Origin of the sequence: Microbacterium sp. ZW T2_14 (assembly GCF_044987405.1) — a bacterium.
GTDB lineage: Bacteria > Actinomycetota > Actinomycetes > Actinomycetales > Microbacteriaceae > Microbacterium.
In genome coordinates, this window is sequence record NZ_JBJDRK010000031.1 from 1 (window position 1) to 12,687 (window position 12,687).

The window sequence follows — 12,687 nt, forward strand, 5'->3', positions numbered from 1 at the left end:
GTGGCGGGGGCTTCGTCGAGTTCGGCGGAGGGCATGGGTGTACCTCGTTCGTGAAAAGGGCTTACCTTCGACCGTACTTCTTGTGGACGGCCTGTCGGCTCACGCCCAGGGCGCTTGCGATCGCCTGCCACGAGAACCCGAGGTTGCGCGCCCGGCGCACCTGCACCTCTTCGGCGCGCGCGAGTTCCACGCGCACCTCGGCGAGGCGGTGCAGCTCGGCCAGCGGCTCGCGTGCGTCCGATGCGCCGATCAGAGTGCGCAGGTCGTCTCCGCTCATCGCGTCGCCTTTCGTGCCGGCCGCCCATCCGAGGATGAGCTGACGATCCCGGATGCCGCGGGCCGCGGCATCCATTCGTCAACCGTAGTTGACACTTCAGGCGCTGTCAACTCGCATTGACATCGGTGCAGCGCGCTGGGCGCTGTGCGGTGTCGGAGCGGGGCGTTAGGGTGGTGCGGTGCCTGCCCCCGTGATCACCGCTGAGAACCTCGTCAAGGCCTACAAGGTCAAGGGCAAGCCCGACTTCCTCGCCGTCGACGGGCTGTCGTTCGAGGTCGCGCCCGGCGAATCGTTCGGCCTGCTCGGGCCCAACGGCGCCGGCAAGTCCACGACGATGAAGATGGTCGGCGCGGTCTCGACCCGCAGCAGTGGCGAGCTGTCGATCCTCGGGCTCGACCCCGACCGGTACGGGCCCGAGATCCGTTCGCGGCTCGGGGTGGTGCCCCAGCAGGACAACCTCGACGGCGAGCTCAACGCCCGCGAGAACCTCTACATCTACGGCCGTTACTTCGGGCTGCCGGGCAAGGTGTGCCACCAGAAGGCCGACGAGCTGCTGGCGTTCGCGCAGCTCGAAGACAAGGCGAAGAGCAAGGTCGAGCAGCTCTCGGGCGGCATGAAGCGCCGCCTCACGATCGCGCGCGGCCTGATCAACGACCCGCGCATCCTGCTCCTCGACGAGCCGACCACGGGTCTCGACCCGCAGGCGCGCCACGTGCTGTGGGACCGCCTGTTCCGCCTCAAGGAGCGCGGCACGACCCTCGTGCTGACCACGCACTACATGGACGAGGCCGAGCAGCTGTGCGACCGCCTCATCGTCGTCGACAAGGGCCGCATCATGGCCGAGGGCACGCCCGCCTCGCTCATCCGCGAGCACTCCAGCCGCGAGGTGCTCGAGGTGCGCTTCGGGTCGGACCGCAACCAGCAGGTCGCGCCGCAGCTCGAGGGCATCGGCGAGCGCGTCGAGGTGCTGCCCGACCGGATCCTGGTCTACACGCACGACGGCGAGGCCGCGCTCGAGGCCGTGACGCAGCGCGGACTGACGCCGATCACGTCGCTCGTGCGCCGGTCCAGCCTCGAGGACGTCTTCCTGCGACTCACCGGAAGGTCGCTGATCGAATGAGCGCGGTTCCCGAAGACGCCCACGCGCCGGGCGAGCCGGGAGAGTCGCGGATGCCGCCTCCCGCCGCACCCGGCAGCGCCAGCGCGTCCGGTCGGCCCGCGTCGGCCACCGCCACGCAGCTCTCGCTCGACGAGCTGCGCGCCGAGGCTATGCAGTGGGGACGCAAGCCGCGTGCCTTCGGCACCTGGTACGTGACCGAGCACATGGTGCGCGCCATGCGCGCGTACGGCTGGACCATCGTCGTCGGCGCTCTCGGGCAGCCGATCCTCTACCTGCTGGGTCTCGCGGTCGGCCTCGCCGCGCTCATCGACGCGCCGATCAGCCAGAACGGCGTCGAGGTGTCGTACCTCGTCTTCGTCGCCCCGGCGCTGCTCATGACCGCGGCGATCTCGGTGGCGTCCGAGGAGTTCTCGTACCCCGTCATCGCCGGATTCAAGTGGCGCCGCTACTTCTACGGCTTCAGCGCGACGGGACTCTCGCCGGGGCAGATCGCGGGCGGCGTCGTGAGCGGCGCGTCCGCGCGCATCGTGGTCGTCGTGCTGGCGTACTACCTGTTCCTCTGGCTCTTCCAGGCCGTCCCCGACCCGGCGACCGGCTGGCTCACGATCCCTATCGGACTCCTCGCGGGCCTCGCCTTCGGCATCCCGTACATGGCGTACTCCGCGTCGATCACCGACGACAAGGGGCAGGTCGCGCTCGTGCAGCGCTTCATCTTCATGCCGATGTTCTTGTTCTCGGGCACCTTCTACCCGCTCGCCACCCTGCCGCTGTGGCTGCAGTGGATCGGATGGGTCTCGCCGCTCTGGCACGCCACCGAGCTCGGCCGCGTCGCCACCTACGGCATGCCCACCGATCCGTTCGCCATCGTGATCCACGTCGGGTACCTGCTCGTGCTGTCGGGTGGCGGGTACATGATCGGCCGGCGCGTCTTCCAAAGGAGGCTCGGCGCATGACCGTCGCGACGGGAACCGAGACCGCGGCGGCGCGCACCGGCGGCGTGCGAGCGCTGTGGGCGGGCAATCCGCAGTCCGTCGTGCAGCGCGGGCTGATCGCCGCGCGCTCCTCGAGCGGGGCAGTGGTGCTGTCGGGGTTCTTCGAGCCGGTGTTCTACCTGGCCTCGATGGGGATCGGCCTCGGCTCGCTGATCGGCGACGTGCAGACCTCCAGCGGCATCGAGGTGCCCTATGCGGCGTTCATCGCCCCGGCCCTGCTCGCCGTCTCGGCCATGAACGGCGCGATCTACGACTCGACCTGGAACGTCTTCTTCAAGCTGAACTACGGCAAGCTCTACGAGGGCATGCTCGCGACGTCGCTCGGGCCGCTCGACGTGGCGCTGGGCGAGATCCTCTACGCGCTGCTGCGCGGCCTGCTGTACGCCACCGGATTCATGGTCATCATGCAGATCCTCGGCCTGAACCTCGCGTGGACCGCGATCCTCGCCCTGCCGGCGGTGCTGCTCATCGCCTTCGGCTTCGCGAGCCTCGGCATGGCCGTCACGAGCTACATGAAGACGTTCCAGCAGATGGACTGGATCAACTTCGTGCTGCTGCCGATGTTCCTGTTCTCGGCCACGCTGTACCCGATCACGATCTACCCCGAGTGGGTGCAGCACGTGATCATGGCATTCCCGCTGTGGCACGGCGTCGAGCTGGTGCGCGGGCTGACCACCGGCATCCTCACCCCCGAGATGTGGTGGCACGTGCTGTACTACGTCGTCATGATCGCGATCGGCCTCGTGTTCACGACGAAGCGTCTGCGCGCGCTGTTCCTCGACTGAGGCATGGCGCGAAACGACGGATGCCGCAACCCGGGGGGCTGCGGCATCCGTCGCTTGAGGACCGAGGTCAGAGCGAGCCGGTCGCCCCGACGCCCAGGTCGGCGTCGTAGTCGATGTCCTTCGTCTCGGGCGCCAGCAGCACGGCGATGAACGTGAGGACGCTCATCGCCGAGAGGTAGAGCCCGACCAGCACGGGGCTGCCACCGGCAGAGGCCCAGAGCCACACCGCGACGATCGGCGCGAGCGCCGCGCCCAGGATCGACGAGACGTTGTACGAGATCGCCGAGCCGGAGTACCGCACGTTCGTCGGGAACAGCTCGGGCAGCACCGCACCCATCGGGCCGAAGGTGGACCCCATGAGCATGAAGCCGAACACGAGGAACGCCTGCACCAGTGCGCCGGTGAACTTCGGGTCGACCTGGGGCAGCAGGAAGACGTTGAACGTGAGACCGAACACGATGATGAGCCCGGTCACCCAAAGCAGCAGCCGTCGGCGCCCGATCGCGTCGGCGATCGGTCCCGACAGCAGCGTGAAGATGCCGAAGAACACGACGCCGACGATCTGCATGATCACGAAGTCGGTGTAGCCGAACCCGAGACCCGGCACATAGGTGGCGGCGTCGAACGCGGTGCCGGAGGCGTCGGCTGCGGCCTCCGCGCCGGCGAGGGTCGCCTTGGTGCCGTACGCGAGCGTGAAGTTCGTCATCAGGTAGAACAGCACGTACGTCGCCAGCATGATGAACGTGCCGAGGATCAGGTGCCACCAGTGATGACGGATGACGGCGCCGAGCGGGAACTTGCGGATCGCGCCCTTCTTCTCCGCCTTCACGAACGTCTCCGACTCGACGAGGCGCAGTCGCACCCACAGGCCGATGATGACCATGACCGCGGAGAAGAGGAACGGCACGCGCCAGCCCCACGCCAGGAACTCCTCCGACCGCTGGGCGGCCCCGTCGGGGTGGGGGAGCAGGAAGTTGATGGCGAGGAACACCGAGTTGGCGATGATGAAGCCGAGCGGCGCGCCCAGCTGGGGGAACGTGCCGTACCAGGCGCGCTTGCCCGCCGGGGCGTTCTCGGTGGCGACGAGTGCGGCACCGGACCATTCGCCGCCGAGGGCGAAGCCCTGCGCGAGTCGCAGCACCAGGAGCAGCACCGCCGCCCAGACGCCGATCTCGTTGTACGTCGGCAGGCAGCCGATGAGGAAGGTCGCGACACCCATCGTTAGCAGCGAGGCGACGAGGGTGGCCTTGCGGCCGAAGCGGTCGCCGAAGTGGCCGAACACGACGGCGCCCAGCGGGCGGGCGACCATCGCGGCGCCGAACACACTGAACGACAGCAGCAGCGACGTGGTGTCGTTGCCGGTGGGGAAGAAGAGGAGGGGGAAGACCAGGACGGCGGCGGTCGCGTAGACGTAGAAGTCGTAGAACTCGATCGTCGTGCCGACGAGGCTGGCGAGGATGACGCGGGAACGGGGATTCGCGGGGGCCGCGGGAGCGGCGGCAGTGGTGGGGGAGGTCAATTTTCACCTGGGCATGCGCGGAGCGGGGCATCCGGGTGGGATGCGGCGGTGGGCGTCCGCGAGACGCAGGGTGACGCGTCAGGCGGCACTGCACTGGATCACCGTGAGTGCGGACGGTGTCGCCCGGCACGAAGAACCAGCCTACTCCCGCGGTCGCGGACGGAGGCCCGGATGCGGAAAGCGGATGCCGCGGCCCCTGGCCGCGGCATCCGCTCGCACTTCTTCGGGGTGTGTCAGCGCCAGATCACGGCGATCGCGGCGTTGGCCAGCGTCAGCACACCGACGGACCAGAACATCGCCGGCGGGAGCGACCCAGTCTTGCGCTGGCGACCGCGGCCGATGCCGAGCAGGGCACCGATCACGAGCAGGATCACGAGCTTCACGCCGAGCTTGACGTAGTTGAGCTCGTATTCGATGCCCCACGGCGCAGCGAGGATGAGCCCGGCGACCGCGGCGATCGCAAGACCCCAGTCCATGACCCGGGTGAAGCGTCGCTTGCCGTTGACGGCCTCCACCACCCAGGCGCCGAACAGCACGGCGAAGCCGACGAGATGGACGAGCACGACGATGTGGCGAAGGATTTCCATGCCATCAGTCTAGCTGAAGGTTCGCCGATCACCAGAGCCCGGTCGCTGGGCGAGCGAGGAACGAGCGAGACGACGTCCGAGGCGTTGCGTCTCACTTCGCCCGCTCGACGACCGACCTGCGTCAGGCGCGCAGTTCGCGCAGCACGAGGGCCGTGCGGATCGCCGCGTCGGCGGCTTCGTGGCCCTTGTCTTCGACCGACCCCGGAAGTCCCGCGCGCGCGATGCCCTGCGCCTCGTCGTCGAGCGTCAGCACGCCGAATCCGACGGGTTTGCCCGTGTCGAGCGCGACGCGCGTGAGCCCGTCGGTCGCCGCGTTCGAGACGAACTCGAAGTGCGGGGTGCCGCCGCGGATGATGACGCCCAGCGCCACGACCGCGTCGGCCCCGGCATCCAGTGCCGCCTTCGCGACGACGGGCAGCTCGAACGACCCGGGCACCCGCACGAGGCGGTGCGAGGCGCCGGCGGCCTTGACGGCGCGCTCGGCGCCGGCGATCAGGCCGTCGGTGATGGTCTCGTGCCAGGTGCCCGCGACCACGACGACGTCGAGGCCCGTGCCGTCGACCGTGCCGGTCGCCTCGGGTGCGCCCTTGACGCTCATCGTTCTGCTCCTTCGTGCATGTTCGCGATCGCGTCGGCGAGGTCGGCCTCCGCGATGAGGTGGCCCATCCGGTCGCGCTTCGTCGCCAGGTACTGGTGGTTGTTCGGCCCGACGCCGACCAGCAGCGGCACCTGCTCGACGATGTCGAGCCCCAGTTCGCGCAGCTGATTGACCTTGTCGGTGTTGTTGGTGAGCAGGCGCACCCGCTCGATGCCCAGATCCGAGAGGATGCCTGCGGCGGCCGCGTAGTCCCGCGCATCGGCCGGAAGGCCGAGCGCCAGGTTGGCGTCCACGGTGTCGAGTCCCCGCTCCTGCAGCGAGTACGCGCGCAGCTTGTTGATGAGTCCGATGCCGCGGCCCTCGTGACCGCGCATGTAGATGACCACGCCGCCGTCCTGCTCGATGGCGTCCAGCGCGGCCTCCAGCTGCGGGCCGCACTCGCACTTCAGCGACCCGAAGGCCTCGCCGGTCAGGCACTCCGAGTGCACGCGCACCAGCGGTGCGTCGCCGAGCTCGCCCGACACGACAGCGAGGTGGTCGGTGCCGGTGACCCGGTCCTTGTACGCCAGGAACCGGAACGCACCGTGCGAGGTCGGCACGTTGGCCTCGGCGCGCAGGCTCACGCGACGCTTGTGGGCGTTGCGGGTCGCCGGGTCGCAGGGATCGTGCTCATCGAGGTACGCCGTGAGCAGCTCGATCGTGATGACCGGGATGTCATACTCCGCACCCAGCTCCTGGAGCGCCGGCAGTCGCATCATGCTGCCGTCGTCGGCGACGACCTCGCCGATCACGCCGACCGGCGCCAGCTCGGCGAGCTTCATGAGCTCGACCGCGGCCTCGGTGTGGCCGGCGCGCTCGCGCACGCCGCCGTCGACGGCGCGGAGCGGCAGGATGTGGCCGGGACGGATCACGCTCGTCGGCTTCGACTCCGGGTCGGCGAGCACGTTCAGCGTGTGCGCACGGTCGGTGGCGCTGATGCCGGTCGAGACCTTGTCCGCCGCATCGACGCTGACCGTGTAGGCGGTGCCCCGCGCGTCTTCGTTGATCTCGACCATCGGCGGCAGATCCAGCCGGTCCGCCCAGTCCGTGGGCATCGGCGCGCACAGGAACCCGCTGGTCCAGCGGACGGTCCAGGCGACCCACTCGGGAGTGGCGAGCTGAGCCGACAGGATGACGTCGCCCTCGTTCTCGCGATTCTCATCGTCGGCGACGATGACCGGCCGGCCGGCGCGCAGCGCCTCGATGGCCTCGGGGATGGTGGCAAGGCTCATTTCGAGCCTCCTTCCGTGGATGCGGACGCGTCCGCGGGGAGTTCAGGTGCGGCCGGAGCCGCGAAAGAAAGCAGCCGCTGCACGTGGCGCGCCAGGATGTCGGTCTCGAGGTTGACGCGGTCGCCCGGCACCCGGGTGCCCAACGTGGTGGCGGCGAGCGTCTCGGGGATCAGCGAGACCTCGAACCACGCTTCGGCAGGGTCGGCGCCGGCGGATGCGGGGGCGGGGCTGGCGGCGCTGACGGTCAGCGAGACGCCGTCGACCGCGATCGAGCCCTTGTCGACGACGAGGGGAGCCAGTTCCGGCGGAAGCGAGATGCGCAGCACCTGCCACTGCGCTCCGGGACGCACGTCGAGCACCGTGCCGGTGCCGTCGATGTGGCCCTGCACGATGTGCCCGCCCAGGCGGCCGTGGGCGGCCGTGGCGCGCTCGAGGTTCACGGCGCGGCCGGCTGCCACGCCTTCGAGGGTCGACATGTCGAGCGTCTGCTTCATGACGTCGGCGGTGAACCAGTCGGGTCCCTGCCCGACGACGGTGAGGCACACGCCGCTGACCGAGATGGAGTCGCCGTGGCCGGCATCCGACACGGCCTTCGGTCCGCGCACGGTCAGGCGCACGCCGTCGCCCGACGGCTCCACAGCCGTGACCTCGCCGACCTCTTCGATGATTCCGGTGAACATCACTCGTCTCCTTCCGACGATGAGCGGCCCACGTGCGCGCCTACCCGGTGTGCCGCCGGAACGGCGGCGGGAGGGGTCGTGGGATGGGCGACGAGCAGCAGATCGTCGCCGAGTGGGGTGACGGATGCCACGGCCAGACGCTTCGCGTCGCCGATGGTCGTGACACCGATGTCGTCCAGCGCCAGGCGGTCGCCGCCCAGCAGGACGGGTGCGACGTAGACGAGCAGCTCGTCGGCGAGTTCCTCCCGCAGGAACGAGGCGGCGACGGCGGGCCCGCCCTCGACGAACACCCGCTGCACACCGCGTCGGCGCAGGTCGTCGAGTGCGGCGAAGAGGCCGCCCGCCGAGCGGTCGCCCGGATACTGGAGGAACGCCTTCGGGTGCCGCCGCAGCGCCGCATCGTCGGGCACGGACCGCGTGCCGAGGACGACCGGCACCGGCTGATGCGGCAGCAGCGCTCCGTCGTCCGCGCGCGCGGTGAGTGCCGGGTCGTCCGCCAGCACGGTGCCCGTGCCGGCGATGATCGCGTCGGCTTCGGCGCGGCGGCGGTGGACGTCGGCGCGGGCCGCCGGGCCGGTGATCCACTGGCTCGTGCCGTCGGATGCCGCGGCGCGGCCGTCCAGGCTCTGCGCCCACTTGACGGTGACGTGGGGGCGGCCGAGGCGCTGGACGGTCAGCCACGAGTCGAGGAGCGCGGTCGCCTCCTCGGCGAGAAGGCCCGCCTCGACCTCGACGCCGGCCTCGCGCAGCCGCGTGCCCCCGCCGGAGGAGTGGTCGCCGGGATCGGCGATCGCGTAGACGACACGGCTCACGCCGGCGGCGATGAGCGCCTCGGAGCAAGGGCCCGTGCGGCCGGTGTGGTTGCAGGGCTCGAGAGTCACGACCGCCGTCGCTCCGCGTGCGGCGCCCGGGGCGAGCTGCGACAGCGCGTCGACCTCCGCATGCGGTGTGCCGGCTCCGCGGTGCCAGCCCTCGGCGATGACCTCGCCGTCCGGGCTGAGGAGCACGGCGCCCACCTGCGGATTCACGCCGCGCGGACCGCGCAGCGCATTCGCAAGCGCCCGACGCATCGCGTCGTGTTCGGCTGTGCTCGCCATTCCGCTCCCTGATCCTGTGCCGCAGAGTGTCGTCGGTCTCGACGCTCCGGGCAGGGGAAGCGGCGACGCGCGCGGCGTCGCTGTGTGCTGCCTCCCATCCGGACTAGCGACCACGTTCCCGAAGGAACCTCGTCGCATCACCGTCGGTTCCGGAATTCCACCGGATCGGCCAGGGCGTCATCCGAGTCGGATGCTGAAGCCTTGGCTCGCGGACTGTCACCGCCGGTTCGGATTCTCACCGACCCCGGAGCACGTTGATGCTCTCGAGTGTAGTCAACGCGGCATCCGCCCAGACATTCCATGTCGGTGCATGAAGCGCGGAGAGGGGATGAGCCCGGGCGTCGCGCGTCCGATGTCCTCGCGCCGACGTAGCCTGGGAGGGGACGGTGAGGCGATGAGCACGGTGGGGTCGATGCGGGGTTTCGAAGAGCTGCGGGAGCGTCCGTATGCGGACGTGCTGATCATCGGCGGTGGCATCAACGGTCTCGCGACCTTCCGCGATCTCGCACTGCAGGGCGTCGACGTCGCCCTCGTGGAGCGCGACGACTTCATCAGCGGCGCGTCCGCCGCATCGTCGCACATGATCCACGGCGGTATCCGCTACCTCGAGAACGGCGAGTTCCGTCTCGTGCAGGAGGCGGTCACCGAGCGCAACGGCCTGCTGAAGACCGCGCCGCACTACGTGCGGCCGCTGCAGACGACGATCCCCATCTTCTCGACGTTCTCGGGGGTGCTCTCCGCTCCGCTGCGCTTCCTGCGCCATGGCGGCGGGAAGCATCGCGAGCGCGGTGCGGCCCTTATCAAGATCGGGCTCGTGATCTACGACTCGTTCTCGCGCGGCGGCGGTCTCTTCGGAACGGCGACCGTGCCGCGGCACACCTTCCACGGACGCCGGCGGTCGCTCGCGCAGCTGCCGGCGCTGAACCCGGACGTGAAGTACACCGCGACCTACTGGGACGCCTCGCTCCACGACCCGGAGCGCCTCGCCATCGACGTGCTGCGCGACGGTCGAGCGGCCGGCGGCGACCGAGCCCGCGCGGCGAACTACACCGCCGCGGTCGGCGTCGAGGACGGCCGCGTGGTGCTGCGCGATGCCGTGACGGGCGAGAAGACGCGATTCGCGGCATCCGTCATCATCAACGCCAGCGGCCCATGGACCGACCAGACCAATACGGCGCTGGGGGACCCGACCCGGTACATGGGCGGCACCAAGGGCTCGCACGTCGTGCTCGACCACCCGGCACTGCTTGCGGCCACGGGCGGACGCGAGCTGTTCTTCGAGAACGAGGACGGCCGCATCGTGCTCATCTACCCCCTCAAGGGGCGGGTTCTCGTCGGCACCACCGACCTCGAGCACGGCATGGGCGACCCCATCGTGTGCACCGAGGCCGAGGTCGACTACTTCATCGAGCTCATCGGCCAGGTGCTTCCCGAGATCCCCGTCGAGCGCTCGCAGATCGTCTACCGCTTCGCGGGAGTGCGACCGCTGCCCGGACACGGTGACGTCTCGCCCGGATTCGTCTCGCGCGACTACCGCGTGGAGACGGCGCCGCTCGGCGGGGCCGAGGCGGCGACCGGTTCCTCGCACCGCGAGAGTGCCACCGTGCTCAGCCTCGTCGGCGGCAAGTGGACGACCTTCCGGGCCTCCGCCGAGCACTTGGCCGACCGTGTGCTGGCGCTGCTGGCGCTGCCTCGCCGCAGCTCGACCAGGGGTGTGCCGATCGGCGGCGGCCGGGGGTATCCCACCACCGAGCGGGCCCGTCAGCAATGGATCGCGGCGCACGCCGTCGATCTGCCGGCCGCTCGCGTCGCGACGCTGCTGGACCGCTACGGCACCGTGGCCGAGGCCGTGATCGACGCCATCGCCGCCGACTCCGACGACGCGCCGCTGCGCTCGCTCGCCGGGTACAGCTCGGGGGAGCTGCGGCACCTCGCGGCGACGGAGGATGTGGTGCACCTGGACGACATCCTGCTGCGGCGCACCAGCATCGCGTTCACCGGCGCGGCGACCGCGGAGGCGGCAGCCGAGGTCGCCGACGCGATCGCGCCGGTGCTGAGCTGGGATGCCGAACGCTCGGCGGCGGAGGCCATCCGCGGGCTCGACGGGGTCCACGCCGCCGATCCCACATGGTCTCCGGCCTCGGCGCGATAGCCTGACCGCACGCCGCGCCCCGGGGCGCGAGCACGGCGGGCGACGCCGCCCGCCGAGGAAGGAGACGACGTGGCGGACCACGTGCTGTCCATCGATCAGGGGACGACGTCCACGCGTGCGATCGTCTTCGACGCCGCAGGGGCCGTCGTAGCCGTGTCGCAGCGCGAGCACGAGCAGATCTTCCCGCGGGCGGGGCGCGTCGAGCACGACCCGGTGGAGATCTGGACGAACACGGAATGGGTGATCGCCTCGTGCCTGTCCCGCGCCGGGATCAGTGCCGCGGACGTCGCCGGCATCGGCGTCACCAACCAGCGTGAGACGGCCATTGTCTGGGAGAAGCGCACCGGCCGGCCGGTGCACAACGCGCTCGTCTGGCAGGACACGCGCACGCAGCCGCGTATCGACGAGATGACGAAGGTCGGTGGGCCCGACCAGTTCGCCGATACGACGGGACTGCCGCTGGCGACGTACTTCTCGGCGTCGAAGGTCGAATGGATCCTCGACCACGTGCCCGGCGCACGCGCGGCGGCCGAGGCCGGCGAGCTGCTGTTCGGCACTCCCGACACCTGGGTGGTGTGGAACCTCACCGGCGGCGCCCGCGGCGGGATCCACGTCACCGACGTGACCAACGCGTCGCGCACGCTGCTGATGGACCTGCGGACCCTCGACTGGTCCGACGAGCTCCTCGAGGCCTGGCGCATCCCGCGGGCCATGATGCCCGGCATCCGCTCTTCGTCGGAGGTCATGGGGCACTCGCAGCTGCCGTCGGTGCTCGATGGGGTGCCGATCGCCGGCATCCTCGGCGACCAGCAGGCGGCGACATTCGGGCAGGCGGCGTTCGACGCGGGGGAGTCGAAGAACACGTACGGCACCGGCAACTTCCTCCTCGTGAACACCGGGACCGAGATCGTCCGGTCGGGCAGCGGCCTCATCACGACCGTCGGCTACCGCATCGGCGACGAGCCGGCGCGCTACGCGCTCGAGGGCTCGATCGCCGTGACCGGGTCGCTGGTGCAGTGGCTGCGCGACAACCTCGGCATCATCCAGCGCTCGGAGGACGTCGAGACCCTGGCCGCCAGCGTCGACGACAACGGCGGCGCCTACTTCGTGCCCGCGTTCTCGGGCCTGTTCGCCCCGTACTGGCGCCCCGACGCGAGGGGCGCGCTGGTGGGCCTCACGCGGTACGTGAACAAGGCGCACATCGCCCGCGCGGCGCTCGAGTCGACGGCGTTCCAGACCAGGGACGTCATCGAGGCCGTGGTGGAGGACACCGGCCGCGCGTTGGACGAACTGCGCGTCGACGGCGGCATGACCCGCGACGACCTGCTCATGCAGTTCCAGGCCGACATCCTCGGCATCCCGGTCGTGCGCCCGAAGGTCGTCGAGACGACGGCCCTGGGCGCCGCCTACGCGGCGGGGCTGGCGACCGGCGTGTGGGGCGGGCTCGGCGAGTTGCGGGCGCACTGGCAGGAGGACGTGCGCTTCGAACCGCGCATGCCGGAGGACGAGCGCGAGCGGCGCTACCGGCAGTGGCGCAAGGCCGTCTCGAAGTCGCTCGACTGGGTCGACGACGACGCCCGCATCCTCATGGACACGACCGGCGACTGAG

Annotated in this window: 12 protein-coding genes; 5 read left to right on the forward strand and 7 right to left on the reverse strand. The window is 70.4% G+C overall.

Annotated elements, in window-relative coordinates; all coding sequences use genetic code 11:
• Positions 1-61 precede the first annotated feature (61 nt).
• Positions 62-352 (reverse strand): AsnC family protein, encoded by a 291-nt coding sequence (locus ACI3KY_RS11715; protein WP_404930346.1) that lies wholly within the window; start codon positions 350-352, stop codon positions 62-64.
• A gap of 103 nt (positions 353-455) precedes the next feature.
• Between ACI3KY_RS11715 and ACI3KY_RS11720 the strand changes: the two genes are divergently transcribed.
• Genes ACI3KY_RS11720 through ACI3KY_RS11730 form a run of 3 tightly spaced genes read left to right on the forward strand, consistent with a single transcriptional unit; the run spans position 456 to position 3,174 of the window.
• Positions 456-1,397: an ABC transporter ATP-binding protein gene (locus ACI3KY_RS11720; protein WP_404930347.1), complete on the forward strand. Its 942-nt coding sequence runs from the start codon at positions 456-458 to the stop codon at positions 1,395-1,397.
• Between the two features lie 50 nt (positions 1,398-1,447).
• A complete protein-coding gene (locus ACI3KY_RS11725; RefSeq protein WP_404930395.1) occupies positions 1,448-2,350 on the forward strand; it encodes an ABC transporter permease in 903 nt (300 codons plus the stop codon).
• A complete protein-coding gene (locus ACI3KY_RS11730; RefSeq protein ID WP_404930348.1) occupies positions 2,347-3,174 on the forward strand; it encodes an ABC transporter permease in 828 nt (275 codons plus the stop codon). The genes ACI3KY_RS11725 and ACI3KY_RS11730 overlap by 4 nt, the downstream gene beginning before the upstream one ends.
• Before the next feature lie 67 nt (positions 3,175-3,241).
• Here ACI3KY_RS11730 and ACI3KY_RS11735 read toward each other — a convergent pair whose 3' ends face one another.
• The 6 genes from ACI3KY_RS11735 to ribD form a co-directional block, all read right to left on the reverse strand.
• Complete coding sequence (locus ACI3KY_RS11735; protein ID WP_404930349.1) at positions 3,242-4,693, reverse strand: MFS transporter; 1,452 nt, start codon at positions 4,691-4,693, stop codon at positions 3,242-3,244.
• A gap of 233 nt (positions 4,694-4,926) precedes the next feature.
• Entirely contained in the window at positions 4,927-5,280 is a 354-nt protein-coding gene (locus ACI3KY_RS11740; protein WP_404930350.1) for a Fe-S protein, read from the reverse strand.
• 121 nt (positions 5,281-5,401) lie between these two features.
• Positions 5,402-5,878, reverse strand: coding sequence for a 6,7-dimethyl-8-ribityllumazine synthase (gene ribH / locus ACI3KY_RS11745; RefSeq protein WP_404930351.1), 477 nt, complete (start codon positions 5,876-5,878; stop codon positions 5,402-5,404).
• Complete coding sequence (gene ribA, locus ACI3KY_RS11750; protein ID WP_404930352.1) at positions 5,875-7,149, reverse strand: GTP cyclohydrolase II; 1,275 nt, start codon at positions 7,147-7,149, stop codon at positions 5,875-5,877. The genes ribH and ribA overlap by 4 nt, the downstream gene beginning before the upstream one ends.
• Positions 7,146-7,829, reverse strand: coding sequence for a riboflavin synthase (locus tag ACI3KY_RS11755; RefSeq protein WP_404930353.1), 684 nt, complete (start codon positions 7,827-7,829; stop codon positions 7,146-7,148). The genes ribA and ACI3KY_RS11755 overlap by 4 nt, the downstream gene beginning before the upstream one ends.
• On the reverse strand, positions 7,829-8,926 hold the full coding sequence (gene ribD, locus ACI3KY_RS11760; protein WP_404930354.1) for a bifunctional diaminohydroxyphosphoribosylaminopyrimidine deaminase/5-amino-6-(5-phosphoribosylamino)uracil reductase RibD: 1,098 nt from the start codon (positions 8,924-8,926) through the stop codon (positions 7,829-7,831). Before ribD ends, ACI3KY_RS11755 begins: the two co-directional genes overlap by 1 nt.
• Before the next feature lie 394 nt (positions 8,927-9,320).
• On the opposite strand from ribD, the gene ACI3KY_RS11765 reads away from it, so the two are divergent.
• The gene (locus ACI3KY_RS11765; RefSeq protein WP_404930355.1) at positions 9,321-11,078 is read left to right on the forward strand and encodes a glycerol-3-phosphate dehydrogenase/oxidase; all 1,758 of its coding nucleotides are present in this window, start codon (positions 9,321-9,323) and stop codon (positions 11,076-11,078) included.
• Between the two features lie 69 nt (positions 11,079-11,147).
• Positions 11,148-12,686, forward strand: a complete 1,539-nt coding sequence (gene glpK, locus ACI3KY_RS11770; protein ID WP_404930356.1) for a glycerol kinase GlpK — start codon at positions 11,148-11,150, stop codon at positions 12,684-12,686.
• The last annotated feature ends 1 nt before the right edge of the window (position 12,687 follow it).

Excerpts from the sequence above, each read along its gene's own strand:
- ACI3KY_RS11715 (WP_404930346.1), bottom strand. The coding sequence starts at position 352 with ATGGATGCCGCGGCCCGCGGCATCCGGGATCGTCAGCTCATCCTCGGA.
- ACI3KY_RS11725 (WP_404930395.1), top strand. The coding sequence starts at position 1,448 with ATGCCGCCTCCCGCCGCACCCGGCAGCGCCAGCGCGTCCGGTCGGCCC.
- ACI3KY_RS11730 (WP_404930348.1), top strand. The coding sequence starts at position 2,347 with ATGACCGTCGCGACGGGAACCGAGACCGCGGCGGCGCGCACCGGCGGC.
- ACI3KY_RS11740 (WP_404930350.1), bottom strand. The coding sequence starts at position 5,280 with ATGGAAATCCTTCGCCACATCGTCGTGCTCGTCCATCTCGTCGGCTTC.
- ribH (WP_404930351.1), bottom strand. The coding sequence starts at position 5,878 with ATGAGCGTCAAGGGCGCACCCGAGGCGACCGGCACGGTCGACGGCACG.
- ribA (WP_404930352.1), bottom strand. The coding sequence starts at position 7,149 with ATGAGCCTTGCCACCATCCCCGAGGCCATCGAGGCGCTGCGCGCCGGC.
- ACI3KY_RS11755 (WP_404930353.1), bottom strand. The coding sequence starts at position 7,829 with ATGTTCACCGGAATCATCGAAGAGGTCGGCGAGGTCACGGCTGTGGAG.
- ribD (WP_404930354.1), bottom strand. The coding sequence starts at position 8,926 with ATGGCGAGCACAGCCGAACACGACGCGATGCGTCGGGCGCTTGCGAAT.
- ACI3KY_RS11765 (WP_404930355.1), top strand. The coding sequence starts at position 9,321 with ATGAGCACGGTGGGGTCGATGCGGGGTTTCGAAGAGCTGCGGGAGCGT.